Annotated in this window: 26 protein-coding genes; 15 read left to right on the top strand and 11 right to left on the bottom strand. The window is 62.5% G+C overall.

Translation table 11 applies throughout. From position 1 onward, the window contains the following. The 13 genes from nuoH (at position 1) to PQR08_RS19195 (ending at position 12,326) form a co-directional block, all read left to right on the top strand. Entirely contained in the window at positions 1 to 1,065 is a 1,065-nt protein-coding gene (nuoH, locus tag PQR08_RS19255) for an NADH-quinone oxidoreductase subunit NuoH (protein WP_238214876.1), read from the top strand. A gap of 22 nt (positions 1,066 to 1,087) precedes the next feature. Next, positions 1,088 to 1,576: an NADH-quinone oxidoreductase subunit NuoI gene (gene nuoI / locus PQR08_RS19250; RefSeq protein WP_250483763.1), complete on the top strand. Its 489-nt coding sequence runs from the start codon at positions 1,088 to 1,090 to the stop codon at positions 1,574 to 1,576. 152 nt (positions 1,577 to 1,728) lie between these two features. Then, complete coding sequence (locus PQR08_RS19245; RefSeq protein ID WP_238214874.1) at positions 1,729 to 2,418, top strand: NADH-quinone oxidoreductase subunit J; 690 nt, start codon at positions 1,729 to 1,731, stop codon at positions 2,416 to 2,418. 20 nt (positions 2,419 to 2,438) lie between these two features. Beyond that, positions 2,439 to 2,744, top strand: coding sequence for an NADH-quinone oxidoreductase subunit NuoK (gene nuoK, locus PQR08_RS19240; RefSeq protein ID WP_007588140.1), 306 nt, complete (start codon positions 2,439 to 2,441; stop codon positions 2,742 to 2,744). Between the two features lie 17 nt (positions 2,745 to 2,761). Next, the gene (gene nuoL, locus PQR08_RS19235; RefSeq protein ID WP_250483762.1) at positions 2,762 to 4,828 is read left to right on the top strand and encodes an NADH-quinone oxidoreductase subunit L; all 2,067 of its coding nucleotides are present in this window, start codon (positions 2,762 to 2,764) and stop codon (positions 4,826 to 4,828) included. 13 nt (positions 4,829 to 4,841) lie between these two features. After that, the gene (locus PQR08_RS19230) at positions 4,842 to 6,341 is read left to right on the top strand and encodes an NADH-quinone oxidoreductase subunit M (protein ID WP_250483761.1); all 1,500 of its coding nucleotides are present in this window, start codon (positions 4,842 to 4,844) and stop codon (positions 6,339 to 6,341) included. A 40-nt stretch (positions 6,342 to 6,381) separates the two neighbouring features. Further along, the gene (gene nuoN / locus PQR08_RS19225) at positions 6,382 to 7,839 is read left to right on the top strand and encodes an NADH-quinone oxidoreductase subunit NuoN (protein WP_408162127.1); all 1,458 of its coding nucleotides are present in this window, start codon (positions 6,382 to 6,384) and stop codon (positions 7,837 to 7,839) included. Beyond that, on the top strand, positions 7,839 to 8,159 hold the full coding sequence (locus tag PQR08_RS19220; RefSeq protein WP_250483759.1) for a DUF2818 family protein: 321 nt from the start codon (positions 7,839 to 7,841) through the stop codon (positions 8,157 to 8,159). Before nuoN ends, PQR08_RS19220 begins: the two co-directional genes overlap by 1 nt. A 45-nt stretch (positions 8,160 to 8,204) precedes the next feature. After that, on the top strand, positions 8,205 to 8,804 hold the full coding sequence (locus PQR08_RS19215; RefSeq protein WP_035502982.1) for an NUDIX domain-containing protein: 600 nt from the start codon (positions 8,205 to 8,207) through the stop codon (positions 8,802 to 8,804). A 197-nt stretch (positions 8,805 to 9,001) separates the two neighbouring features. Then, on the top strand, positions 9,002 to 9,451 hold the full coding sequence (locus PQR08_RS19210) for a DUF1178 family protein (protein WP_250483758.1): 450 nt from the start codon (positions 9,002 to 9,004) through the stop codon (positions 9,449 to 9,451). Between the two features lie 57 nt (positions 9,452 to 9,508). Beyond that, entirely contained in the window at positions 9,509 to 10,705 is a 1,197-nt protein-coding gene (locus PQR08_RS19205) for an acyl-CoA dehydrogenase family protein (RefSeq protein ID WP_250483757.1), read from the top strand. 10 nt (positions 10,706 to 10,715) lie between these two features. Continuing rightward, a complete protein-coding gene (locus tag PQR08_RS19200) occupies positions 10,716 to 11,846 on the top strand; it encodes an acyl-CoA dehydrogenase family protein (RefSeq protein WP_250483756.1) in 1,131 nt (376 codons plus the stop codon). A 21-nt stretch (positions 11,847 to 11,867) separates the two neighbouring features. After that, entirely contained in the window at positions 11,868 to 12,326 is a 459-nt protein-coding gene (locus PQR08_RS19195; RefSeq protein ID WP_029672467.1) for a MaoC family dehydratase, read from the top strand. Between the two features lie 735 nt (positions 12,327 to 13,061). Here PQR08_RS19195 and PQR08_RS19190 read toward each other — a convergent pair. The 7 genes from PQR08_RS19190 to PQR08_RS19160 all read right to left on the bottom strand — a co-directional run bounded on the left by PQR08_RS19190 (position 13,062) and on the right by PQR08_RS19160 (position 20,263). Beyond that, positions 13,062 to 14,282 carry an acyl-CoA dehydrogenase family protein gene (locus tag PQR08_RS19190; RefSeq protein WP_250483755.1) on the bottom strand — a complete coding sequence of 407 codons (1,221 nt, stop codon included), beginning with the start codon at positions 14,280 to 14,282 and terminating at the stop codon, positions 13,062 to 13,064. Between the two features lie 18 nt (positions 14,283 to 14,300). Then, entirely contained in the window at positions 14,301 to 15,398 is a 1,098-nt protein-coding gene (locus PQR08_RS19185) for a phosphotransferase (RefSeq protein WP_250483754.1), read from the bottom strand. Between the two features lie 25 nt (positions 15,399 to 15,423). Continuing rightward, positions 15,424 to 16,149, bottom strand: a complete 726-nt coding sequence (locus tag PQR08_RS19180; RefSeq protein WP_250483753.1) for a histidine phosphatase family protein — start codon at positions 16,147 to 16,149, stop codon at positions 15,424 to 15,426. 4 nt (positions 16,150 to 16,153) lie between these two features. Next, the gene (locus PQR08_RS19175) at positions 16,154 to 16,942 is read right to left on the bottom strand and encodes an oxepin-CoA hydrolase, alternative type (RefSeq protein ID WP_238214863.1); all 789 of its coding nucleotides are present in this window, start codon (positions 16,940 to 16,942) and stop codon (positions 16,154 to 16,156) included. Further along, positions 16,939 to 18,480 (bottom strand): 3-hydroxyacyl-CoA dehydrogenase, encoded by a 1,542-nt coding sequence (locus PQR08_RS19170; protein ID WP_250483752.1) that lies wholly within the window; start codon positions 18,478 to 18,480, stop codon positions 16,939 to 16,941. The genes PQR08_RS19175 and PQR08_RS19170 overlap by 4 nt, the downstream gene beginning before the upstream one ends. Before the next feature lie 75 nt (positions 18,481 to 18,555). Next, complete coding sequence (locus PQR08_RS19165) at positions 18,556 to 19,737, bottom strand: pyridoxal phosphate-dependent aminotransferase (protein ID WP_250483751.1); 1,182 nt, start codon at positions 19,735 to 19,737, stop codon at positions 18,556 to 18,558. A 46-nt stretch (positions 19,738 to 19,783) separates the two neighbouring features. Then, on the bottom strand, positions 19,784 to 20,263 hold the full coding sequence (locus PQR08_RS19160; RefSeq protein ID WP_250483750.1) for a putative toxin-antitoxin system toxin component, PIN family: 480 nt from the start codon (positions 20,261 to 20,263) through the stop codon (positions 19,784 to 19,786). Positions 20,264 to 20,319: 56 nt separating this feature from the next. Between PQR08_RS19160 and yaaA the strand changes: the two genes are divergently transcribed. Beyond that, a complete protein-coding gene (yaaA, locus tag PQR08_RS19155; protein ID WP_250483749.1) occupies positions 20,320 to 21,099 on the top strand; it encodes a peroxide stress protein YaaA in 780 nt (259 codons plus the stop codon). A gap of 32 nt (positions 21,100 to 21,131) precedes the next feature. Continuing rightward, on the top strand, positions 21,132 to 22,292 hold the full coding sequence (locus PQR08_RS19150; protein ID WP_238293827.1) for a M14 family metallopeptidase: 1,161 nt from the start codon (positions 21,132 to 21,134) through the stop codon (positions 22,290 to 22,292). A 94-nt stretch (positions 22,293 to 22,386) separates the two neighbouring features. On the opposite strand, the gene PQR08_RS19145 is transcribed toward PQR08_RS19150, so the two are convergent. The 4 genes from PQR08_RS19145 to PQR08_RS19130 form a co-directional block, all read right to left on the bottom strand. Beyond that, positions 22,387 to 22,971: a BspC domain-containing protein gene (locus PQR08_RS19145; protein WP_187609791.1), complete on the bottom strand. Its 585-nt coding sequence runs from the start codon at positions 22,969 to 22,971 to the stop codon at positions 22,387 to 22,389. Positions 22,972 to 23,118: 147 nt separating this feature from the next. Further along, entirely contained in the window at positions 23,119 to 23,793 is a 675-nt protein-coding gene (locus tag PQR08_RS19140; protein WP_029672580.1) for an energy-coupling factor ABC transporter permease, read from the bottom strand. A 68-nt stretch (positions 23,794 to 23,861) separates the two neighbouring features. Further along, positions 23,862 to 24,671, bottom strand: coding sequence for a response regulator transcription factor (locus PQR08_RS19135; RefSeq protein WP_187609790.1), 810 nt, complete (start codon positions 24,669 to 24,671; stop codon positions 23,862 to 23,864). A gap of 197 nt (positions 24,672 to 24,868) precedes the next feature. Next, positions 24,869 to 26,083 (bottom strand): DUF2863 family protein, encoded by a 1,215-nt coding sequence (locus PQR08_RS19130; protein ID WP_250483748.1) that lies wholly within the window; start codon positions 26,081 to 26,083, stop codon positions 24,869 to 24,871. Positions 26,084 to 26,606 lie beyond the last annotated feature (523 nt).

Raw genomic sequence — 26,606 nt, 5'->3', positions numbered from 1 at the left:
ATGGGCTTGTTCGATACGATCAACGCAGGCGGCACGCAGATTCTCGGCGTCGCATGGCCGACGGTGTGGGCGCTCGTCCGCATCCTCGTGGTTGCGGTTGTCATCCTGCTGTGCGTGGCGTACCTGATTCTCTGGGAACGCAAGCTCATCGGCTGGATGCACGTGCGTCTCGGCCCGAATCGCGTCGGCCCGGCCGGTCTGCTGCAGCCGATCGCGGACGTGCTGAAGCTTCTGCTCAAGGAAGTGATTCAGCCGACAGCGGCCAGCAAGTGGATCTACATGATCGCGCCGATCATGACCGTGGTGCCCGCGTTCGCGGTCTGGGCGGTGATTCCGTTCCAGGCGCAGGCGGTGCTCGGCGACATCAACGCCGGCCTCCTTTACGCCATGGCGATCTCGTCGATCGGCGTGTATGGCGTGATTCTCGCTGGCTGGGCCTCGAACTCGAAGTACGCGTTCCTCGGCGCGATGCGCGCCGCGGCGCAGATGGTGTCCTACGAAATCTCAATGGGCTTCGCGCTCGTCGTGGTGCTGATGGTCGCGGGCACGCTGAACATGTCCGACATCGTGCACTCGCAACAGCGCGGCATGTTCGCGGGCTGGGGCATCAACTTCCTGTCGTGGAACTGGCTGCCGCTCTTGCCGATGTTCGTCGTGTACTTCATCTCGGGCATCGCTGAAACGAACCGTCACCCGTTCGACGTGGTGGAAGGCGAATCGGAAATCGTCGCGGGTCACATGATCGATTACTCGGGCATGGCGTTCGCGCTGTTCTTCCTCGCCGAGTACATCAACATGATCGTGATCTCCGCGATCGCCACGACGCTGTTCCTCGGCGGCTGGGATGCACCGTTCGGCTTCCTGTCTTTCATTCCGGGCGTATTCTGGTTCGTTTTCAAGGTTTTCCTGCTGCTGTCGGTGTTCATCTGGGCGCGTGCGACTTTCCCGCGTTACCGCTACGACCAGATCATGCGTCTGGGTTGGAAGGTGTTCCTGCCGGTGTCGGTGATCTGGGTGGTCGTGGTCGGCTTCTGGATCATGTCGCCGCTCAACATCTGGAAGTGAGACAAGGGCGGACGAAATCATCATGAACGCAATTCAGAACTTCTTCAAAACCTTCTTCCTGGCCGAACTGCTGAAGGGTCTGGCGCTGACGGGTCGTTATACGTTCCAGCGCAAGATCACGGTGCAGTTCCCGGAGGAAAAGACCCCGATCTCGCCGCGGTTCCGCGGTCTGCATGCGCTGCGCCGGTACGAAAACGGCGAAGAACGCTGCATCGCCTGCAAGCTGTGCGAAGCGGTGTGCCCGGCGATGGCGATCACGATCGAATCGGAAACGCGCGCGGACAACACCCGTCGCACGACGCGTTACGACATCGACCTGACCAAGTGCATTTTCTGCGGTTTCTGCGAAGAGAGCTGCCCGGTCGATTCGATCGTCGAGACGCACATCCTCGAATATCACGGCGAAAAGCGCGGCGATCTGTACTTCACGAAGGACATGCTGCTCGCCGTGGGCGATCGTTACGAAACGGAAATCGCCGCGTCGAAGGCGGCGGACGCGCCTTATCGCTGATATGCGTTCGATGCCGGAACCAGGCGTTCCGGCGTCGCGCCAGCGATTTTGTTGTTGCTGTTTGGCACACTGCGGCGAGCGCCGAGGATGCATTCTGTCCACGAGCGCCGACACACCATGCCTGATGATGGCCTAACGATGAACCGGTAATCATGGAATTCACAACCGTACTGTTCTATATCTTCGCGCTGCTGCTGACCGTGTCGGCGCTGAAGGTGATCACCTCGCGCAACCCGGTGTCATCCGCGCTCTTCCTCGTGCTCTCGTTCTTCAACGCGGCCGCGATCTGGATGCTGCTGCAAGCCGAATTCCTCGCGATTCTGCTGGTTCTCGTGTACGTGGGCGCCGTGATGGTGCTGTTCCTCTTCGTCGTGATGATGCTCGACATCAACGTTGATGTCCTGCGGCGGGATTTCAAGCGCTTCGTGCCGCTCGCGAGCATCGTCGGCGCGATCATCGTGATCGAGACGGCGCTGATCCTGTGGCACGGCTACGGCGCGACGACGACTCCGCTGCGCGACGCTTCGGCTGGCGCGGGCGTTTCGGGCGCGGCGCTGATGCCGAACACGCAACTGATCGGCAAGGTCATCTACACGGACTACATCTTCGCGTTCGAAATTGCGGGCCTCGTGCTGCTGGTCGCGATCATCGCGGCGATCTCGCTCACGATCCGCGACAAGAAGGACAAGAAGACGCAAACGGTCAGCCAGCAGGTCAAGGTGCGCGCGCAGGACCGCGTGCGCATCGTGAAGATGAAGTCCGAGACGGAGGCGCCTGACGCCGCTACGGAACCTGCCGTGACCGGAAACATCGGCGCGGGCACGGTCGACAACAAGGGCTGAGCGCGAAGGAGAAATCGAATATGTTGAGTCTTGCCCATTACCTCGTGCTCGGTGCGATCCTGTTTGCGATCAGCATCGTCGGCATCTTCCTGAACCGGCGCAACGTCATCATCATCCTGATGGCCATCGAATTGATGCTGCTCGCGGTGAACACCAATTTCGTCGCGTTCTCGCACTATCTGGGCGACGTGCACGGCCAGATTTTCGTGTTCTTCGTGCTGACCGTGGCTGCGGCTGAAGCCGCGATCGGTCTCGCGATTCTCGTGACCCTGTTCCGTAGCCTCGACACGATCAACGTCGAGGACCTCGATCAGCTCAAAGGTTAATTTCAGGCAAGGCTGTTATGTCCACGACACTCAATGAAAACCTCCTGCTCGCGGTCCCGCTGGCGCCGCTGGCCGGCTCGCTGATCGCAGGGCTATTCGGGAAGGCGGTAGGGCGCAAGGGCTCGCATCGCATCACGATCCTCGGCGTCTTCATCTCGTTCATCCTCTCCGCGATCGTCTTCAACGACGTGATGCACGGCGCGAGCTTCAACGCGACCATCTACGAGTGGATGAACGTCGGCACGCTCAAGATGGAAGTCGGCTTCCTGGTCGACTCGCTCACGGCAATGATGATGGTCATCGTGACCTTCGTCTCGCTGATGGTGCACATCTACACGATCGGCTACATGGCGGACGAGGAAGTGGGCTACGAGCGCTTCTTCTCGTACATCTCGCTCTTCACGTTCTCGATGCTGATGCTCGTCATGAGCAACAACTTCCTGCAACTGTTCTTCGGCTGGGAAGCGGTGGGTCTCGTGTCGTACCTGCTGATCGGCTTCTACTTCACGCGTGAGAGCGCGATCTACGCCAACATGAAGGCGTTCATCGTGAACCGCGTGGGCGACTTCGGTTTTCTGCTGGGTATCGGCCTGTTGCTCGCGTTCTCCGGTTCGCTGAATTACGGCGACGTGTTCGCGCAAGGCGACAAGCTCGCGACGATGACGTTCCCCGGCACGCAATGGGGTCTGCTGACGGTCGCGTGCGTGTGCCTCTTCATCGGCGCGATGGGTAAGTCCGCGCAGTTCCCGCTGCACGTCTGGCTGCCGGACTCGATGGAAGGCCCGACGCCGATCTCCGCGCTGATTCACGCGGCGACCATGGTGACGGCCGGCATTTTCATGGTGACGCGCATGTCGCCGCTGTTCGAACATTCGGATGCGGCGCTTTCGTTCGTTACGGTGATCGGCGCGATCACGGCCTTGTTCATGGGCTTCCTCGGCGTCGTTCAGAACGACATCAAGCGGGTGGTCGCGTACTCCACGCTCTCGCAGCTCGGCTACATGACGGTGGCGCTCGGCGTATCGGCGTATCCGGTCGCCGTGTTCCACCTCGGCACGCACGCGTTCTTCAAGGCGCTGCTGTTCCTCGGCGCGGGCTCGGTCATCATCGGCATGCACCACGATCAGGACATGCGCAACATGGGCGGCCTGCGCAAGTACATGCCGATCACCTGGATCACGTCGCTGATCGGGTCGCTCGCGCTGATCGGCACGCCGTTTTTCTCGGGCTTCTACTCGAAGGATTCGATCATCGAAGCCGTGAAGTACTCGCATCTGGCGGGCTCGGGCTTCGCGTACTTCGCGGTGGTCGCGAGCGTGTTCGTCACGTCGCTGTACTCGTTCCGCATGTATTTCATGGTGTTCCACGGCGAAGAACGCTTCCGCGGTCCGAAGCATCCCGACTCGCCGATGGGCCAGGCCGAAGCGCACGGTCACGGTCATGACGCGCACGGTCACGACGATCATGGTCACGGCCACGCTCATGTGCCGCATGAAACGCCCTGGGTGGTGACGCTGCCGCTCGTGCTGCTCGCGATTCCGTCGATCATCATCGGCGCGATCATGATCGGCCCGATGATCTACGGCGACTTCTTCGCGCACGGCGTCGCGTTCGACAAGGTGATCTTCATCGGCGAGAACCACGAAGGCCTGAAGGAAATGGCCGAAGAGTTCCACGGCTGGATGGCGATGGCGCTGCACGGCATCATCACGCCGGGACCGGTGTGGCTCGCGGCGCTGGGTGTGATCGTCGCGTGGTTCTTCTATATGAAGCGTCCGGATCTGCCGGCGGTCGTCGCAAAGACGTTCCGTCCGATCTACGTGCTGCTCGACAACAAGTACTACTGCGACAAGATCAACGAGATCGTGTTCGCGAAGGGCGCGGTCGCCATCGGCCGTGGCTTGTGGAAAGAGGGCGATGTGGTCGTCATCGACGGCATCGTCAACGGCAGTGCGCGGTTCATGGGCTGGTTCGCCGGTGTGATCCGCTTCCTTCAATCCGGTTACATCTATCACTACGCGTTCGCCATGATTATCGGCATGTTGGGGCTCTTGACCCTGTTTGTGACGCTCGGCGGCAAATAAGGCGAGGGATCCTATGCACTCTTTTCCGATTCTCAGTGTCGCGATCTGGCTGCCGATCATTTTCGGCTTGCTGGTACTCGCAGTTGGCAACGATCAGAACCCGGCGCCCGCGCGCTGGGTCGCGCTGATCGGCTCGGTGCTCGGGCTGATCGTCACGATTCCGCTCATCACCGGCTTCGATACGTCGACGGCCGCGCTGCAGTTCGTCGAGCAGTCGAACTGGATCGAACGCTTCAACATCACGTACCACCTCGGTGTGGACGGCATCTCGATGTGGTTCGTCGTGCTGACCGCGCTCATCACGGTGATCGTCGTGATCGCCGGCTGGGAAGTGATCACCGAGCGCGTGTCGCAGTACATGGCCGCGTTCCTGATTCTCTCGGGCATCATGATCGGCGTGTTTTCGACGGCGGACGGCCTGCTGTTCTACGTGTTCTTCGAGGCCACGCTGATTCCGATGTACATCATCATCGGCGTGTGGGGCGGCCCGAATCGCGTGTACGCGGCGTTCAAGTTCTTCCTGTACACGCTGGCCGGTTCGCTTCTGATGCTGGTCGCGCTGCTGTATCTGTACACGCAGACGCACACGTTCGATCTCGCCACGTGGCACGCCGCGAAGCTCGACATGACGCCGCAGGTGCTGCTCTTCATCGCGTTCTTCCTGGCCTTCGCCGTGAAGGTGCCGATGTGGCCGGTGCACACGTGGTTGCCGGACGCGCACGTGGAAGCGCCGACGGGCGGCTCGGTCGTGCTGGCGGCGATCATGCTGAAGCTCGGCGCGTACGGTTTCCTGCGCTTTTCGCTGCCGATCGCGCCGGACGCGAGCCACTTCCTCGCGCCTGTCGTCATCACGCTGTCGCTGATCGCGGTGATCTACATCGGCCTCGTCGCACTGGTGCAGGCTGACATGAAGAAGCTCGTCGCGTATTCGTCGATCGCGCACATGGGCTTCGTCACGCTCGGCTTTTTCATGTTCGGCCCGTCGAGCCAGCTCGGCGTGGAAGGCGCGATCATCCAGATGATCTCGCACGGCTTCATCTCCGGCGCGATGTTCCTTTCGATCGGCGTGCTCTATGACCGCGTGCACTCGCGTCAGATCGCGGATTACGGCGGTGTCGTCAACACGATGCCGAAGTTCGCCGCGTTCGCGATGCTCTTCGCGATGGCCAACTGTGGCTTGCCGGGCACCTCGGGTTTCGTCGGCGAATTCATGGTGATTCTGGCGGCCGTGAAGTACAACTTCTGGATCGCCTTCCTCGCCACGTTCACGCTGATTCTGGGTGCGGCCTACACGCTGTGGATGTACAAGCGCGTGTACTTCGGCGCGGTCGCCAACGACCACGTCGCGAAGCTCAAGGACATCAACAAGCGCGAGTTCCTGATGCTCGCCATCCTCGCGCTCTTCACGCTGTATATGGGTCTGCATCCGAAGCCCTTTACCGATGTGATGCACGAATCCGTGGCAAACCTGCTCTCCCACGTCGCGCAGTCCAAGCTGCCGCTGGCTCAGTAACGTCGTGCGGAGGAACTAAAAGATCATGCAAAACGCCTCTATGAGTATTCTTTGGCCTGACGCGATCCTGATGGGCGCGGTCGTTCTGGCCTGGCTGAACGACACGGTGTTCGGCGAGAAGAGCCGCGGCACGACGTATCTGATCGCGCTCGTCTCGACGATCGTCGTCGGCGTGTGGTTCGCCGCCACGGCGCTCGACCCGACGCCGCATTACTTCTTCACGCGCATGTACATCGTCGATCCGTTCGCGAGCGCGATGAAGGCGGTGGTGTGTCTCGGCTACGCGGTGTCGATCATCTATTCGAAGAAGTATCTCGAAGACCGCGACCTGTTCCGCGGCGACTTCTTCCTGCTCGGGATGTTCTCGCTGCTCGGCCAGTGCGTGATGATTTCGGGCAACAACTTCCTCACGCTGTATCTCGGCCTGGAACTGATGTCGCTGTCGCTGTACGCGGTGATCGCGCTGCGCAAGGACTCGCCGCAGTCGAACGAATCGGCGATGAAGTACTACGTGCTCGGCGCGCTCGCATCCGGCTTCCTGCTGTACGGCATCTCGATGCTCTACGGCGCGACCGGCTCGCTTGAACTGAACGAAGTGCTGAAGGCCGTCGCTTCGGGCCGCATCAACGATGCCGTCCTGCTGTTCGGAGTGATCTTCGTCGTCGCGGGCGTCGCGTTCAAGATGGGCGCCGTGCCGTTCCACATGTGGGTGCCGGACGTCTATCAAGGCGCACCGACCGCGATGACGCTGCTCACCGGCGGCGGTCCGAAGGTCGCGGCATTCGCGTGGGGCCTGCGCTTCCTTGTGATGGGCCTGCTGCCGTTCGCGGTGGATTGGCAGGAGATGCTCGTGATCCTCGCGGCGTTGTCGCTCATCGTCGGCAATATCACGGGTATCGTGCAGAAGAACATCAAGCGGATGCTCGCTTACTCGGCCATCTCCAATATGGGGTTCGTGCTGCTCGGCCTGCTCGCCGGCGTGGTCGACGGCAAGGTGACGGGCGCGGCCGGCGCATACAGCTCGGCGATGTTCTACAGCATCATCTATCTCGTGACGACGCTCGGCACCTTCGGCGTGGTGATGCTGCTCGCGCGCCGCGACTTCGAAGCCGAAATGCTCGAAGACTTCAAGGGCCTGAACCAGCGCAGCCCCGTGTTCGCGTTCGTCATGATGATCATGATGTTCTCGCTCGCCGGCATTCCGCCGACGGTCGGCTTCTACGCGAAGCTCGCCGTGCTCGAAGCGACGATGAATGCCGGCCTCACGTGGCTCGCCGTTCTCGCCGTGATGACCTCGCTCGTGGGCGCGTTCTACTACCTGCGTGTCGTGAAGCTGATGTACTTCGATGCGCCGCAAGACGCATCGCCGATCGTCGCTGGCGGCCTCAACCGCTCGCTGCTCGCATTCAACGGCCTGGCCGTGCTGGTGCTCGGCCTCGTGCCGGGTCCGCTGATGACGGCGTGCCTGACGGCGATCTCGCACACGCTGCCGCTGTAATGTCGGCGGCAGGCTGGTTCATCGTCCTGTTGGCGCTCGTTCTCGCCAATGTGCCGTTCCTGAATCAGCGTCTCTTCGCCCTCGTCCCGGTGCGCCTTGCGGCGCCGACGGGACGCAAGGCGGCGAAGAAGAGCGCGTGGATTCGCATCGGCGAACTGATCGTTCTTTACTTCGTGGTCGGCGCGCTCGGCTTCATGCTGGAAGCGCGCGCCGGCAACCGGTTCGATCAGGGATGGCAGTTTTATGCCGTCACCTTCAGTCTCTTCATCGTGCTGGCCTTCCCGGGCTTCACGTATCAGTATCTCGTCAAACGCCGCTGACGGCTTTTCGCCGTCGGCAGCTTGCTTCAAAGCACAGGGCTCAAGATGGCAGATCATTCCTCGATTCCCGGCAATGACGACGGCCTCATCGAAAAGAAGGTCGAAAGCGTCACGTTGCACGAGGGCAAATTCCTTACGTTGAAACGCGATACCGTGGAATTGCCCGACGGCAAGCACGCGACGCGCGAGTTCGTCGAGCATCCCGGTGCGGTGATGATCCTGCCGGTCTTCGACGACGGCCGTGTGCTGCTCGAACGCCAGTTCCGTTATCCGGTGGGTCGCGTGCTGCTCGAATTTCCGGCGGGCAAGCTCGATCCCAACGAAGACGAGCTGACGTGCGCGAAGCGCGAGCTGCAGGAAGAGACGGGCTACACGGCGCGCGAGTGGACGTTCCTCACGCGCATCCATCCGGTGATTTCGTATTCGACCGAGTTCATCGACATTTATCTTGCGCGCGGCCTGCATGCGGGCGATGCGAAGCTCGACGAGGGCGAGTTCCTCGAAACCTTCATCGCCGACGAAGTGCAGTTGATGAACTGGGTGAAGGACGGCAGCATCAGCGACGTGAAGACGATCATCGGTGTCTTCTGGCTGGAGAAGATTCGCTCGGGCGAATGGAAGCTCGGCGAGACGATCACGGACTGATCGGTTGCCAATCCGACTCATGCAAAAGCGGCCTCGACAGCCGCTTTTGTCGTTTTTGCGTCAGTAAAAGCGTCGGAGGGGCCGACCGGCTAGAATGAATGATTCGTCGCGCGGCGGTCGTCGGCATCTGTCCGATTTTTAGAACGATCGTTCACAAAACGCGATTTTGAGATAAACTTCACCGAAGCCCCATCAGCATGAAGGTCCTCGATTTAAAGTGCTCGCACGAACACCGGTTCGAAGGCTGGTTTGCCTCGACCGAGGAGTTCGAGTCGCAGTTGTCGCGCAAGCTGGTTGCGTGTCCGGTTTGCTCGGCGACGGACGTGAGTCGCATGCCGTCCGCGCCGCGCCTGAATCTGTCGTCGGCGCGAGGCGAGGCAGTGCCACAGGCTACGCAGGCGCAAGCCGCGCCCGAGTCGGCGGCACTTCAGGCGCGCGCATTGAAGTTCATGCGCGAGTTGATCGAGAAGACCGAAAACGTGGGCGAGCGGTTTGCCGAGGAGGCGCGGCGCATTCATTACAACGAGGCGCCGGCGCGCAACATTCGCGGCGTCACGACGCCTGAAGACGCGCATGCCTTGCTCGAGGAAGGGATCGACGTGATGCCGTTGCCTGTTCCGGAAGCATTGAAGGAGCCGCTGCAGTAAGTCTTGCGCGCGGCGTCTCTTCTGGCTCCGGAATGAGCCATAAGGGAGACTCCGCGCATGAACCTCAGTTATTCCCCCGCCGACGACGCCTTTCGCGCCGACGTCCGCATCTGGCTCGAAGCCAGTCTTCCTCGCGCGCTGCGCGACAAAGTTCTCCATCACAAGCGTCTGACCCGCGACGATTACGCGAACTGGCACAAGCTGCTCGCGTCGCGCGGATGGTCGGCAATCGCGTGGCCGAAGGAATACGGCGGCCCCGGCTGGGACGTGACGCAACGGCATATCTGGGACGAGGAATGCGCCCGGGCCGGCGCGCCGATGGTGCTGCCTTTTGGCGTAATGATGGTCGCGCCGGTGCTCATGAAGTACGGCAGCGACGAGCAGAAGTCGCGCTATCTCCCGCGCATTCTCGACGCCACCGACTGGTGGTGCCAGGGCTACTCGGAACCCGGCTCGGGCTCCGATCTCGCGTCGCTGCGCACGCGCGCAGAACGACGCGGCGATCACTACATCGTGAACGGCCAGAAGACGTGGACCACGCTCGGCCAGCACGCCGACATGATGTTCTGCCTCGTGCGCACCGATCCCGAAGCGAAGAAACAGGAAGGCATCTCGTTTCTTCTGATCGACATGAAGACGCCGGGCATCACCGTTCGCCCGATCATCACGCTCGATGAGGATCACGAAGTCAACGAAGTCTTCTTCGAGGACGTCGAAGTGCCGGCTGAGAATCTCGTCGGTGAGGAAAATCGCGGCTGGACGTATGCGAAGTATCTGCTCGGCCACGAGCGCACGGGCATTGCGCGCGTCGGGCTGTCGAAGCGCGAGTTGCTGTTTCTCAAGCGACTCGCTCTGGACCGCAACAAGGCCGGCAAGCCGCTCCTGCACGATCCGGTCTTCGCCGCGAAAATCGCCGCGCTCGAAATCGAATTGATGGCGCTCGAAGTGACGGTTCAGCGCGTGATCGCGAGCGAGGCGGGCGGCAAGGGTCCGGGACCGGAAGCGTCGATGCTGAAGATCAAAGGCACCGAAGTGCAGCAGGCGCTGACCGAGTTGATGGTCGAAGCAATCGGCCCGCAGGCAGCCGCCTTCGATCCCGCATTCCTCGAAGGCGAGCGCCCGCATAGCATCACGGGCGACGACGATGCCGCGCCGCTCGCCGCGTACTACTTCAACTTCCGCAAGACATCGATCTACGGCGGATCGAACGAGATTCAAAAGAACATCATCGCGCAGATGATTCTGGGACTTTGAGGAGCGGCGCATGGACTTTACTTTCAGCGATGAACAGCAGCAGTTCCGCGATGCGCTGCGCCGTTATCTCGACAAGGCATATGCGTTCGATGCGCGGCAGAAGATCGTCGCGTCGGAGGCGGGCGTCGATGAAAAACATTGGCGCGCGTTCGCCGAACTGGGTCTCCTCGCGCTGCCGGTTCCCGAAGCGCAGGGCGGCTTCGATGGCGGTCCGGTCGACATGCTCGTCGTGATGCAGGAGCTCGGGCGTGCGCTCGTCGTCGAACCGTATTGGGCGACGGCTGTAGGCATCGAAGCGCTGCGGCTCGCTGCGCAGAAGGGCAGTGCGATCGCCAGCGAGTTGCTCGAACGGGCGGGGCGCGGCGAGATCCGTCTTTCGGTCGCGTTTCACGAGCCGCACGCGCGCTACGATCTCTTCGATCTGCGCACCACTGCGAGCGGCGAAGGCGAGCGCTTCACGCTGGAAGGCACGAAGTCGATGGTCCAGCATGGCGCGCAGGCCGATTACTGGATCGTGCCGGCGCGCGCGGAAGGCGAAATGGCGCTGTTCATCGTCGGGAAAGATGCAGCAAAGGTTGGCATTACCGAGTACCGCACGATCGACGGGCAGCGCGCCGCAACGCTCACCTTCGACGCGACGCCCGCGATGCGCCTCGCTGGCCGCGATACGGGCGCCGCGACCTTCGAGCGAATCGCCGACTACGCGACATTTCTGCTATGCGCGGAAGCGCTCGGCGCACTCGATGCGCTCAATCGTGCGACCGTCGACTATACGAAGGAACGCCAGCAGTTCGGCATGCCGATCGCGCGCTTTCAGGCGCTGCAGCATCGCATGGTCGAGATGTTGATCCACGCGGAGCAGGCGCGCTCGATCACGTATCTGTCCGCCGCGCGTTACGCGAGCGACGATGCCGCGACGCGCGCACAAGCTGTCTCGGCCGCGAAGGTGCGCGTCGGTCAGGCCGCGCGCTTCGTCGGACAACAGGCGGTGCAGTTGCACGGCGGCATGGGCATGACCAACGAACTGCCCGCGGCGCACTGGTTCAAGCGCCTGTCGATCATCGAGACGACGCTTGGCGATGTCGATCATCATCTCGCGCGCTTCGCGATGCTCCCCGCTTTTTCCGTTACCGAAGACTGACGCTCATCGAGGAGCTTTTGCATGAAATACGCTTATGAAGATTTCGACATCGGCAGCGCAGTGCAGTTGAGCGCGCACACGTTCACGAGAGAAGAGATCGTCGGATTCGCCGAGCGTTATGATCCGCAGCCTTTTCATCTGTCGGAGGCGGCTGGCGAGGCGTCGCATTTTGGCGGACTTGTCGCGAGCGGCTGGAACACGTGTTCCGCGATGATGGGCATTCTTGTGCGCGACATGGTCGGCGATTCGACCTCGATGGGCTCCCCCGGCCTCGATAACATTCGGTGGATCAAGCCCGTGCGCGTCGGCGATACGGTGCGGCTTACCGTGCGCGTGCTCGACAAGCGCGTGTCGAAGAGCAAGCCGGATCGCGGGATCGTGCAGACGCGATGGGAAGCGCACAACCAGCATGGCGAGGTCGTGCTGACGGTGGATTCTGCTGCGCTGTTCGGGTTGCGTAATCCGGGCGGCGAGGGATGAGAGTGGTTGGGGCGTTCGCCGGATCCCGGGTTCGTGTCGGTTTATTAGCACTGCCCCTCCCCGGGGCGGGGGTCACTTTCTTTGCTGCTGCAAAGAAAGTAACCAAAGAAAGCAGCTTCTCACCGCCCGCGGTCACACGCACGTTGGCCATGCTTGCCAGCCCGCGGTGGCACTCGCCTAAGTGTCGCCCTCGAAGGACCTACCGGGCTTGGCTCGCGCACGGTCTGACACATCGCACTACAGAACAAACTGGTTCAGCACCAAATGGCTCCGGCCCGCTTCGCGGCCGACCGCTCAATCGGGTTTGCGCGCTCTTCCTTGCTGACGCCGCCATCTCAATGCACTGCACATGTGCTCCGTTGGTTTCCCCTGCATACCCAACGGCAGCGCGTAGCGCTGTGCCGAAGCTATTTCGTGCTGAACCAGCACGCTTAAACAATTGGAGCGGCGGACCGTGCGCGGTCCAAGCCTCGCGAGACCTACGAGGGCACTCGCTACTGCCGGGCCATTAGGCTAATCGCCTGTGCCGCGGCCGGTGTGAAGTGCTTAGGCTGGGGATAGCTGTTTCTTTGGTTACTTTCTTTGCAGCAGCAAAGAAAGTGACTGCCGCCCCGCACAGGGGCAACACAAATAGACCGACACGAACCCGGGATCCGGCGACAAAATCCAAGCATTCGCACGAACCCGCCATAGCCCACGCGCGAGAGCCGCTATCGCGACGCATCCGCCGAGTCCTCAAACATCCGCGAACTTACCAAACTCCAGCTTCGCGATAGCATTACGATGCACTTCGTCGGGCCCATCGGCGAGCCGCAACGTACGCGCCGACGCATACGCATACGCCAGCGGAAAGTCATCGCTGACGCCGCCCGCGCCGTGCGCCTGGATCGCCCAGTCGATCACCTGACACGCGACATTCGGCGCAACGACCTTGATCATCGCGATCTCGCCGCGCGCGCCCTTGTTGCCGACCGTGTCCATCATGTACGCGGCCTTGAGCGTCAGAAGCCGCGCCTGTTCGATCATGATCCGCGCCTCGGCGATACGCTCCTGCGTCACGCCATGATGCGCGATCGGCTTGCCGAACGCGACGCGTCCGAGCGTGCGCTTCGTCATCAGTTCCAGCGCGCGTTCCGCGAGTCCGATCAGGCGCATGCAATGATGAATGCGCCCCGGCCCGAGGCGGCCCTGCGCGATCTCGAAACCGCGTCCTTCGCCCAGGAGCATGTTCGCCGCGGGCACGCGCACGTGGTCGAGCGTGACGTCCATGTGGCCGTGCGGGGCGTCGTCGTAACCGAAGACGCTTAGCGGCCGATGCACCGTGATGCCGCTCGCATCGGCGGGCACGAGAATCATCGACTGTTGCGCGTGTTTCGGCGCTTGCGTGTCGGTCTTGCCCATCACGATATACACCTTGCAGCGCGGATCGCCCGCGCCCGATGACCACCACTTGTGGCCGTCGATGACATAGCTGTCGCCGTCGCGCACGATGCTGCAACGGATGTTGGTCGCATCCGACGACGCGACTTCCGGCTCGGTCATCAGAAACGCCGAGCGGATTTCGCCGCGCAACAACGGTTCGAGCCATTGCGCCTTATGCGCATCGGTGCCGTAGCGTTCGATGGTCTCCATGTTGCCCGTGTCGGGCGCGCCGCAGTTAAACACTTCCGGCGCCCACGGCACGCGGCCCATGATTTCGCAGAGCGGCGCGTATTCGAGATTCGTCAGGCCCGCGCCACGTTCCGATGCAGGCAGAAAGAGATTCCAGAGTCCTTCGGCGCGCGCCTTTTCCTTCAGGCCTTCGATCAGTCGCGTCGGCATCCACGCATTGCCCGCCGCGCGATTGGCCGCGATTTCGTCGGCGTAAGCGCGTTCGTTCGGATAGATGTGTGCATCGAAGAACGCGAGCAGCCTTTCGCGCAACGCTTGCACCTTGGGCGTGTAGTCGAAGTTCATGGCTTGTCTCCCTCGCTTTTATCGGCCGACTTTCTGCGCGTATTGCCACGCGAGTTCGGCCATCGGCCGTGCGCGCTTGCCCGCGTCGACGGCTTGCGCGCTCGCGGCCGTGCCATCGACGACGCGCTTCATGATGCCCTGCAGGATCGCGGCGATGCGGAACATGTTGTAGGCGAGATAGAAGTTCCAGTCGCCTTCGATCGTGAAGCCCGTGCGCTCGCAATAGCACTTCACATAGGCGGCTTCATCGGGGATGCCGAGCGCGGCCCAGTCGAGCCCGGCGATGCCGCGAAACTGCGACGGATCGACATGCCACGCCATGCAGTGATACGCGAAATCGGCGAGCGGATCGCCGAGCGTCGAGAGTTCCCAGTCGAGCACGGCCAGCACGCGCGGCTCGTCCGGATGGAAGATCAGATTGTCGAGCCGATAGTCGCCGTGCACGACACTCACGCGCGCGCCTTGCGTCTGCGGAATGTGCTGCGGCAGCCATTCGATCAGGCGATCCATCGCATCGATCTTTTCGGTCTCCGACGCGACATACTGCTTGCTCCAGCGCCCGATCTGTCGCTCGAAGTAGTTGCCCGGCTTGCCGTAGCCCGACAGTCCGGCGGCTTCGATATCGACCGTATGAAGCGCGGCGATCACGCGATTCGTTTCGTCGTAGATCGCGGCGCGTTCGGCGGGCGTCATGCCGGGCAGCGACTGATCCCACAGCACCCGGCCCTGCACGAACTCCATCACATAGAACGCACGGCCGATCACGCTTTCGTCCTCGCACAACGCGAGCATGCGCGCGACCGGGACGTCGGTGGAGGCGAGCGCGTCCATCACGCGATACTCACGCTCGATCGCATGCGCGGAAGGCAAAAGTTTCGCCACGGGTCCGGGCTTCGCGCGCATCACATAGCTTTGCGCGGGCGTGACGAGCTTGAATGTTGGGTTCGACTGACCGCCCGCGAACTGCTCGACGGTCAGCGGGCCGCCGAAGCCATCGACGTTCGCTGCGAGCCATGTCGAGAGGGCATCGATGTCGAAGCGCTGTTTGTCCTGCACCGGGCGCGTTCCTTCGAACGCGGAAAAATCGGAGTGCTTGTTCTTTTCTTCGTCCTGCATCGTCTCCTCCGTTTTTGCGTCGCCATCACTTCATGTCGACGGCCTTGTAGCGTACGAACTGCGCATAGAGCAGTTCCATCGTCGTGTTGCGCACGTCGGCGTGCAGCGGCGAGGGCGGCGAATGATTGATCGCGTGCACGATCCAGTCGCTCGATTTGTCGCCGACGTCGAGTGCGTTGATGCAGCCCGTCGCCTGCGACAGATGCCCGAAGAACGCGCGCCCGCCGGCTGTGATCGCATGCGAGAGCAGCGCGCGATTGACGCCGCCGTGCAGCACGAGCAGCACCGTGTCCCACGAGCGATCATCGCGCAGGCGCGCAACCGCGGGCAGCGCGCGATCGAGCAACTGGCCGATCGTCTCGCCGCCGAGAAATTGTGTTTCTTCCGGCACGACGCCATCGAACACCGAAAGAAACGCGCGCTCGATGTCCGATGTCGTGAGGTCCTTGAGCTTGCCGCCGCGAATCTCCTGCCACTCGGGCCAGATTTCCGGCTCGATCGATTGACCCGTTTCCGCGAGCACGCGACGCGCCGTTTCCACCGTGCGCGGCAATCCGCTCACGATCACGCGATCGAAGTGGATCTTTTGCGCGGCGAACTCGCGGCCCGCGGCGCTCGCTTCCTCGCGTCCCTGTTCGTTGAGCGGGACGCTTTCAGGATCGATCGCGCGGCCGCTGTCGTCGAAATAAGTGACGTCGCCATGACGCATCAGAAAGATGCGGCGGCGCTTCGGCAATTCGTACTGAGCCATGAGCTTAACGATAATTCGGCTGGCGCTTTTCGAGGAACGCGGTGATGCCTTCGAGCGCATCGCCGTGATGGAGCGCATCGACGAAACTGTCGCGTTCCATGTCGAGATGCGCGGCGAGCGGCTGCACGTCGGCGGCGCTGATCAGCGACTTGATGCGCGCCATCGCTTTCGGCGACACGCTGCCGAGATCGTCGGCCCACGCGATGGCCGCATCGAGCGCGATGCCTTTCTTCGTCAGCCGGTTCACGACGCCGACTTCGTGCAGGCGCGCCGCGCCGATCGGCTTCGCTTCGAGCAGCACTTCGCTTGCGAGCGTGCGCGGCAGCGCGCGCGACAGGAACCACGATGCGCCGCCGTCGGGCGTAAGGCCGACGCGCGCATACGACATGACGAACCTGGCGTCATCGGCGGCGACGATCAGATCGCACGCGAGCGCAAGCGAAAAGCCCGCGCCCGCGGCCGCGCCTTCGACAGCCGCGATCACCGGTTTCGTCGATGCGCGCAGCGCGCTGATCCATTCCGCCAGCAAGTCGATGCTCGCGCCTTGCACCGACGGATCCTGCGCGCGGTTCTCGAGCAGGCGATTCAGATTGCCGCCCGCGCAGAAGAAATTGTCGGCGCCGGTCAGCACGATCGCGCGCACGCTGTTGTCGCGCTCCGCCGTGTTCAGCGCCTCGATGCCCGCGGCGTACATGTCCGGATGCAGCGCATTGCGCGCGCCGGGATTGGACAACTTGAGCACGAGCGTGGTGTCGCTGCCCGCGGGACGGTCTGTCAGTAATTCGGCGCTCATCTGAGCTCCTCGATATGGGTAAGCGAAAGTCCGAGCTGCGCCCGCCGCGTGAGCCAGGGCGCCGGCCGGTAGCGCGGGTCGCCGAGTACGGCGTGGATGTTGCGCAGGATGGTCAGGATGGTCGTCGCGCCGATGGCGTCGCCGAGCGCGAGCGGGCCGCGCGGATAGCCGAGGCCGAGCGTCACCGCGAGGTCGATGTCCTCGGGCGTCGCGATGCCTTGCTGCGCGATATCGCAGCCGATGTTCACGATCGTCGCCACCACGCGCTGAGCGACGAAGCCGGTCGAATCGCGGATCACGGTGACGGGCACGCCGTCGAACGAGAAGAGGGCGTGCGCGGCGTCGCGCATGGCGGGCGAGGTCGCGGGCGTCGTCATGATCGTGCGGCGCGCGACGGTATCGAGCGGGAAGAGCGTATCGACGGCGACGACGCGCGTGGCGTCGAGATGTTCGTTGACGGCGGCGGTCGTCGCATCGAGGCCGAGCGGCGTCACGATAATGAGTGATTCCGGCTCGGGCGTGTGGCCCGCGTCGATGTGGACGGAGCAATCGCATTTGGCGATCAGCTTCAGCACCTCCTCGCGGCCGGCGTGCGACGCGCGGCTGATCCAGACGTGCGTCGGCAGCTGCGTGGGCGCGGCGGGTTCCGGCGGCACGTCCTGCTTGCCATCGACATATCGATAAAATCCCTCGCCCGCCTTGCGCCCGATGAGACCGCCCGCGAGCCGCGTGCCGGTGATCGGCGACGGCTTGAAGCGCGGCTCTTCATAGAACTGGTGATAGATCGATTCCATCACCGGATGCGAGACGTCGAGCGCGGTGAGATCGAGCAGTTCGAACGGCCCGAGGCGAAAGCCCGCCTGCTCGCGCATGATGCGGTCGATATCCGCGAAGCTCGCGACGCCTTCGCTCGCCACGCGCAGGCCCTCGGTGTTCATGCCGCGCCCGGCGTGATTGACGATGAAGCCCGGCATGTCCTTCGCGCGCACCGGCGTGTGACCCATGCGGCGCGCGAGGTCCATCAGTGCGTCGCCGGCGCGCGGGTCGCCGCGCAGGCCGTCGATGACTTCCACTACACGCATCAGCGGCACCGGATTGAAGAAGTGAAAGCCCGCGACGCGCCCCGGATGCGCGCAGCCGGCGGCGATCGCGGTGATCGACAGCGACGAGGTATTCGACGCGAGAATGCAATGCTCGCCGACCACCGCTTCGAGCTCGCGGAACAGTTCGCGCTTGATGTCGAGATTCTCGACGATCGCCTCGACGATGGCGTCGCAATCGGCCAGTTCGCTCGCGTCGCCCGCATCGCGGATGCGCGCGAGCGCGGCGTGCGCGTCGGCTTCCTTGAGCTTGCCCTTGGCGGTGAGCTTCGCGAACGTCTCCGACAGATACGCGCGCGCGGCGGCGAGCGCTTTCGGATTGGTGTCGTAGACATGCACGTTCAGTCCGCCGAGCGCCGCGATCTGCGCGATGCCGCGCCCCATCGCGCCGCTGCCGACGATACCGAGCGTCTCGATCCTGTAGTCGTGCTGGCTCATGATGCGGTTCTGCTCCTCGGAGATGGGAACGCGCGTGGCGTCGGGTTCGAGACGGTTCGGCGCTCGCGCCGTCGCTCAGAGTCTGGCGAGACGTTCGAGCGCGAGCGCGAGCGTTTCTTCCTTTTTCGCGAAGCAAAAGCGCACGACGCCCGATTCATGGCTCTCGTGATAGAACGCCGACACGGGAATCGCGGCCACGCCGATCTCGCTCGTCAGCCACTGCGCGAATTCGGCTTCGGGCATGTCGCTGATCTTCGAATAATCGACGCACTGGAAGTATGTGCCGTCGCAAGGCAGCAGCGAGAAGCGCGTGTTCGACAGTCCCGCGCGGAAGAAGTCGCGCTTCTTCTGATAGAACGCGGGCAGTTCCAGATACGGCTTCGGATCTTCGAGATAGTGCGCGAGGCCGATCTGCATCGGCGTATTCACCGTGAACACGTTGAACTGGTGCACCTTGCGGAATTCGGCGGTGAGCGCGGCGGGCGCGGCGACGTAGCCCACTTTCCAGCCGGTCACGTGAAAGGTCTTGCCGAAGCTCGACACGACGAAGCTGCGTTTGGCCAGTTCCGGACAGCGCGAGACGCTTTCGTGCGGCGCGCCGTCGTAGACCATGTGCTCGTAGACTTCGTCGGAGACGATCAGCACGTTGGTGTCGCGCACGATCTCCTCGAGCTTTTTCATGTCGTCGGCGCGCCATACGCGGCCGGTCGGATTGTGCGGCGTGTTGATCATCAGAAGCCGCGTCTTCGGCGTGATCGCGGCGGCGATCTTGTCGAAGGGCAGCGCGTAATCGGGCGCTTCGAGCGACACGAACACCGGCTTGCCGCCCGCGAGCTCGATCGACGGCACGTAGCTGTCGTACATCGGCTCGATGACGATGACTTCATCGCCCGGATGCACGCAGCACAGTATGGCCGTGAGCAGCGCCTGCGTGGCGCCCGCGGTCACGGTGATCTCCGTGTCTGCGTCATAGGCGCGGCCGTAGAGCGCGTCGATCTTGCGCGCGATCGCGTGGCGCAAGGGCGCGGCGCCCGCCATCGGCGGATATTGATTGTGGCCGTCGCGCATTGCGCCGGCGACCGCATCGACGATGCGCGGATCGCAGTCGAAATCGGGGAAACCCTGACCGAGATTCACCGCGCCCTTTTGCGTTGCGAGCGCGCTCATCACGGTGAAGATGGTCGTGCCCACATTGGGCAGACGCGACGGGAAGGAAAGCTCGGGCGGTGTCGGCGGCAATTCGTGCGTGGCGTTCATGATGATGTGGACGTTGAATAGGGCTCGCGACTATTTTAAGACAGCATCAGCCGATGGCCGCCTGTGCTTCGAACGCGAGCACGAAGGGTTTCGGTTCGGCGATGCGAAAGGCGAAGTCGCGCGCGATGCGGCGTGCGAGCTTCAGCACCGCGCGATCCTTCGAGACCAGCCACTGCGCGCCCGACGCGTGCGCGAGTTCGAGAAACTTCTGGTCGTCGCGGTCGCGGCATTTGGGCAGCGGACGCTCGTCTTCTTCGATGCTCGCGGCGACGAGCGTCGACAGGCGCGCGACAGTCGCGAGCGCGGCGGTCTTGTCGACCTCCATGCGCACGAACTGCGGATAGTCGAGCACGCGCGTGAGTTCGCGCAGGCAGCGTTCGTCGATCAGCGCTTCGAGCGTGCGGGCTTCGAGGGCCGCGTGAATCGGGCGCGTGGCGGCGTCGTCGAATACGAGGATGTCGATCCACACATTCGAATCGAGCACCACGCGCGTCGGCGACGGCAGCGGCGCGGCGGAATTGTCCATTCGATACAATCAGGGGTTTATGCCAACGATCGCCGGCGGGGTGCCGGCGAGCCTCCATGATAATCGTTCTCTCTCCCGCCAAATCGCTCGACTACGAGACGCCTGCTCATATCAAGAAGCACACGCTGCCGCAATTCGTCGATGACGCCGCCGAGTTGATCGACGGGCTGCGCGAACTCTCGCCGCAGCAAATCGGCGGAATGATGGGCATCTCGGACCAGCTCGCGGCGCTGAATTTCCAGCGTTACGCGGAGTGGTCGAAGACTTTCGATGCGCACAATTCCAAGCAGGCGGTGCTCGCGTTCAACGGCGACGTGTACGAAGGCTTCGCCGCGAAGACGCTCTCCGCGGGCGATCTCGACTTCGCGCAGAACCATGTGCGCGTGTTGTCGGGGCTGTACGGTTTGCTGCGGCCGCTCGATCTGTTGCAGCCGTATCGTCTGGAAATGGGCACGAAATTCCCGAACGCGCGCGGCAAGGATCTGTACGCGTTCTGGGGCGAGCGCATCACGGCGGCGCTCAACGAACAGATGAAAAAGCAGCGCGGCGCGCGTGTGCTGGTGAATTGCGCGTCGGGGGAATATTTCAAGTCGGTCAGGCCGAAGCTGCTCGCGGCGCCTGTCATCTCGCCGGTCTTCGAAGACTGGAAGGGCGGACGCTACAAGATCATCAGTTTTCACGCGAAGCGCGCGCGCGGTCTGATGGCGCGTTTTGCGGTCGAGAACCGCGTCGACGAGCCGGAAGCGCTCAAGAGCTTCGACAGCGAAGGCTACAGGTTCGACCCGAAGGCGTCGAACGACACGACATACGTATTTCGTCGCCGCATCGGGGATTGAGACCCGCGCGGCAAGCACGCAAGGAAACGCAGATGACACTCTCCATTTCAAGCAATTTCGACGCGGGCGCGATCGAAGTCCTCAACGCCGACGATCCCGAGGACATTCGGCTGCGCATCCGTCCCGATTCGCATGCCGATTTCGCGCAGTGGTTCTACTTTCGCGTGTCCGGCGCGCGTGGCGAGCGTCTCGTGATGACCTTCGAGAACGCGGCCCAGTGCGCGTTCCCGGAAGGCTGGCGCGACTACGAGGCGGTCGCGAGCTATGACCGCGTGAACTGGTTCCGCGTATCGACGGAATACGACGGCAAGGTGATGAAGATCGATCACACGCCGGACTTCGATCGTATCTATTACGCGTACTTCGAGCCGTACAGCGAGGAGCGCCACTCGGAATTTCTCGGCGCGGTTCAACAGATGCCGCTCGCGACGCTGACCGAACTCGGCAGCTCGGTGCAGGGCCGCCCGATGTCGGTGCTCTCGCTCGGCATCCCGGACTTCGGCGACGCCGAGCCGAAGAAGAAAGTCTGGATCATCGCGCGTCAGCATCCGGGCGAGACGATGGCGGAATGGTTCGTCGAAGGGCTCGTGAAGCGCCTCGCGGGCTTCGGAGACTGGGCGGGCGATCCGGTTGCGCGCTCGCTCTTCGAGCGTGCCATCTTCCATATCGTGCCGAACATGAATCCCGACGGCAGCGTGCTCGGCAACCTGCGCACCAACGCGGCGGGCGCGAACCTGAATCGCGAATGGATGGAGCCGAGTGCCGAGCGCAGCCCGGAAGTGCTCGCCGTGCGCGAGGCCATCGCGGAAACGGGCTGCGACCTGTTCTTCGATATCCACGGCGACGAAGCGATTCCCTATGTGTTCGTCGCGGGATCGGAGATGCTGCCGGGTTTCACGCCGCAGCAGGCGAAGGAACAGAAGGCGTTCGTCGAATTCTTCAAGCAGGCGAGCCCGGATTTCCAGGACGTGTACGGCTATGAGTCGAGCAAGTATCAGACGGATGCACTGAAGCTCGCGTCGAAGTACATCGGCAACGAGTACAAGTGCTTGTCGCTCACGCTGGAGATGCCGTTCAAGGACAACGCGAATCTGCCGGATGAGAGCGTCGGCTGGAGTGGCGCGCGTAGCGCGGCGCTCGGCGCGTCGATGCTGCAGGCCATCCTGTGGCATCTGCAGTCTTCCGGCGCCTGACGCCGGCGACTAACCCGCTGATGCAAGAAGGGCGTGGCCGCTTTATGTGGCCACGCCCTTTTTTGTCGTGTCTTCGTTGCAGGGAAAAAATCGGCTAGTGCTTCTTGGTCGTCTTCTTCGTCGACTTGGCCGAAGACTTCGACGTGCTCTTCGTCTTGCCCGTGGTCGCCTTGTTTTTCGTGCCGTGTTTGCCCTTTGTACTGTGGGTCGAGCGCGGTTCGGCACGTGGACGCAACGCCGGCACCGGATCGTTCCAGCCGAAAGCGAGCATCTGGCTGCCGACATAACCGCAGCGGAACTTGAGCGGAGTGGGATCGCGCTCCCCGTCCTTCGGCATGCCTTGACCTTCGACGGTCACCACGTTGTCCACCTTGATTCGCTGCTTCTTCTCGTCGAACGAATCGTTCCACGGTTCGATTGCGGAATGGGAGGCATCGAACGAGTCGGGCGGAAATTCGACGTGATCGAAAGCCGAAGACGTGCTGGCGATGAAGTTGCCATGCGCGGCGCAATCCGCGACGAGCGGGTTGGCCTTGAAGTCGATGACGAAGTGGTGAATCAGTTCGTTGCGCTCGTCGAGCGAATCGGCAAAAGCGGAAACCGCGCATGTGAGTGATGCGCATACCGCCAACCGGCCGACGAGCCGCAGGAGCCGGCGCGGTGCGTAGTTACTTTCCATCAAGTCTGGCGCTAAGAAGACACGGGCAAGTAAGATGCGCCGTGTGGGGAAGGAGTTCAATCTTATCGTACTTTGCACGCGTGCCCATCGCCCGGAATCCGATATCCGAGGCATGGGATCGCACGAGGCGGGCAAGGTTCGCGAGACTTAGACGCGCGGACCGCGATCGAGGCGATAGCGGCGCACGTCATACGTGGTGATCCACGCAGGTTTGTACACGGCGATCAGGATGGTAAGCAGGCCTGTGAAGAGCGCCTCGCCGACGCCCAGCAGCAGCGAGCCTCGCGTGAACGCCGGAGGAACGACGAACCGGCCGCTAGCGAGCGCCATCTCGAGCAGCACGGTGGCGCCACATGCCGCCGCCACCGCCGCAGCCGAAGTGACGAAGCCGTGCCCGGTGATGAAGGTGATGAGATTGCGCGGCAACCAGGCATTGCTCAAACGCTGCAACAGGGTCGAGACCGCGACGGGCAGTGCGCCGAAGAGCAGGTAGGTGGTCGCTACCGAGAGCCACGAGGCATCGAGAACGACCGCGGCGAGGCCGGTAGTCGCAGCAGTTCCGATCAGCGCGAGCCTCCAGTCGAACAACGTGACCATCAGCGTCGCACCCAACAGATGAATGACGGGTCCGTCATCGAACCATGCGTTGCACGCCCACAGCACCGAGACCGCGACAATGATGCCGAGCCACACGTTTTGCAGCGTCGCATCCTGCAGACGAGCGAACGGTCGCTGCAGCAGTCCGAGCGCGAGCACGCCCGCGGCTGCGATCCAGCTGCCGACGGTAAGCCATAGCGGTAGCGGTGTGTAGAAGAACCCCATGCCTTGCATATTACTCGTTGCGCGTAAAACGTGTGCGCAAAGGACGAACCCGTTTGCCTGGTTTGTTGCTAGAACGTCGACTCAGGCTCGGCGGCCATGGGAAGCGCAGCCGCGTCGTTGTCGAGAAGCGACGGATAACGCGTCCGTGGACGGCGCAACGGAATTGCGCCTGGCTGCCCCGCGACGACACGCGCGGATCTCTCGCTTCCAATGCGCAGAATTTCGAGGTGCGAATTCTGCACGCCGTTGTAGATCGCAACCGCGGCGGCGCGATTTGTCGCGCCAAGCTGCTGGAAGATACTTGCAAGGTGGATCTTCACCGTGCCTTCGCTGATACCAAGCGTCTTCGCGATCATCTTGTTCGTGCTGCCCATGTGGACGCAGCGCATGATCTGCTGCTGTCGGGGCGACAGAGCCGGATGGTGGCGGATTTTGAGCGGCAGCTTGGCGATATCTCGAGCGCGGCGGGCCGTGAGTTCGAGCGTCAGTTCCGGGTCGACCACGTCGGGCGGAATGTAGTGGCCGCCGACGAGCACCATCTCAAACGCACGAAGGATAAGGATCGGGTCGAGCGCGCGTGGGATCACGCCCATTGCGCCGACGCTTATCAGCGCATAGACGAGCGCGGCGCCGCAGCGGTCGACCATGATGGCTGCGGGCACGCGTGGCGCTTCGTCGAGCAGAAGCTGTAGGTCGCCGGTACGCATGTCGGGCGCCCAGTCGATCACGATCATGTCGGGTTCGGAGCGTTTCAAGGCGGAACGGGCTTGTCTCCAATCCTTCGCCTCAGTGAATTGCGCCTGGCGCGCAACACGGCGCAGCAATGTTTTAAGGCCCGCCCGGCGCTCGGCGTCGGAACCAATAATGTTGATTATCATGCTTTACCTCGTGTCAATACACCCGTTGCCCCTCGGCTCCGGGACTCGACGCCGGCGTACATATCGGCGTCAGTGGCTATATTGACAAATTTGGGCTGATTCGGCCCCCTAGCCGAATGGCATAGGCATAAATACACAAAAAACCCCGCGCGAGGGCGGGGTTCGTCGTGGGTCGAGACCGGCGCTTTCGCCGAATATCAGTGGAAATGAGGTTGCGCCGGTTCTGCGTCCTCGGGCATCTCGGCATGAACGATCTCGCCGAGCGGATCCGCGTAGAGCGGCACGCCGCAGTCGTCGCAGAACTCCGGCTCGAAGCGTCCCGCGTGACGCCGCACATCCGAGACGCCTGTTTTTTTGAGCAACTCGACGATTTCCTCGACCGGGCCATCGGCGCCTTCGAGATCGGCCGCGTCGTCGTCCATCCCCGACTCTCCGTTTTCGCGTCCGTAGAGCGGCCACACGACCCCGTAGATCACATCGTTGCTGCCGCGCCGCGTGAAGCCGATGCGGTATTCGTCGATGCGCCGTTCGCCGAAGCCCGCGATAACCGCGCGTAAATCCTGAGGCGCGGTGCCGAGCGTGTCGAACAGATATCGGACTGCGGTGCGCACGGTGTGGGGACGGACCTGCTCGTCGGCGTCGCGGCAGGCCGAGTAGTAGGCATCGGGAAGCAGGCACTCGAATTCGCAGCCAGGCAAGATGGCGGCGAAGCTCGGCCCGCCCTGAGCGGCCCACTGTTCGAGGCATTGACCACGCTCGACGCGGCTGCCGTTTTCGTCTTCCTGCCAGCGGAAGAACGCCGCGCCGGCCGGCACGACGACCAGAGCCAGCAGGAATCGCGGGTCGGCGAGAATCGGCGAGGTTTCGGGAAGATCGGACAGATTCAGGCGCGCGGCGGTGCCGGTCAACACCGTTTGCAACAACTGTTGCGCGAGGCGTGCGGTATCCACGTGGTGTCGCGGCAACTGGTCGATGCTATAGAGATAGGGCGCGACGGCGACGCGCGCGTCCGCTGCGAGAACATGCGCCTGCATTTGCGTGCGCAGGGCATCGACGGCGTCGCCCTTGAGTGCCCCCGACGGGATCGCGTAGCGCGTCCACGCGAGCACCGGCGCGGAAATGAGCAATGCTTCGTGGGGCGCGCCCTCGATGTCGATTTTGAATGACTCGCTGTGCGTCTCGGCCATATCGGCGAGCGCTCCATAGGCGTCTGGATGGTTCTGCTGCAGATGGTCGAGCGCGGCGTCGAGCGTCGTCTGATTGCCGTTACGCACGAGTTTTGCGATGAGGGTGTCAAGGCGGGCTTCCCAGAACCTGTCCTCGACCCGGCTTCCGGACGCGAAGAGCGCGAGGGAGAGGCTGACGAGCTTGTCGGCATCCGGGGGAATACGTTTTGCGATTCGCGAGCGCATATAAGTACGAAAGTTAATTGGTGCGGTGAACCTTTGATTGTAGTCGCTCGGACGACGCTTTTATCGTGCGCCGTTAAGGTCTGTCGATCGATGGCGGGCGAGGGCGTCCAGAGCCGCCGAATTATTTTTTCGCATCTCACTTGCGGAGGAGGCATTCGCTCACTAGAATTCCGTTCCTTCGCGATTCGATGAACGCGAAGGAAGCGGGAGTGGGCGGTATCGGTGGTGCGCTTGGGATCGGTTGTAGAAGGTGCTGAGCGCGGTTGGCAAGACGAGAAAACGCTTCGAATCTTGTTGACACGAACCGAAACGTTGTTCATAATCTCGTTTCTCTGCTGCTGATGCAGCGACGCAAGACAGAAGTTGATGTAGTGAATGTCTTGCGATGTGCTCTTTAAAAACTAACAGCCGATAAGTGTGGGCGCTTGATAGCGAGTGCGGTTTCAGTCTTTTGGGCTGAGACAACAAGCAAAAGTATCAAGAGTCTCACACGAAGTATCAGAGGAAGGTTTTTCATCTTTAA

Origin of the sequence: Caballeronia jiangsuensis (assembly GCF_046030135.1) — a bacterium.
Classification (GTDB): domain Bacteria; phylum Pseudomonadota; class Gammaproteobacteria; order Burkholderiales; family Burkholderiaceae; genus Caballeronia; species Caballeronia jiangsuensis.
This window is presented reverse-complemented; position numbering and strand designations above follow the sequence as displayed.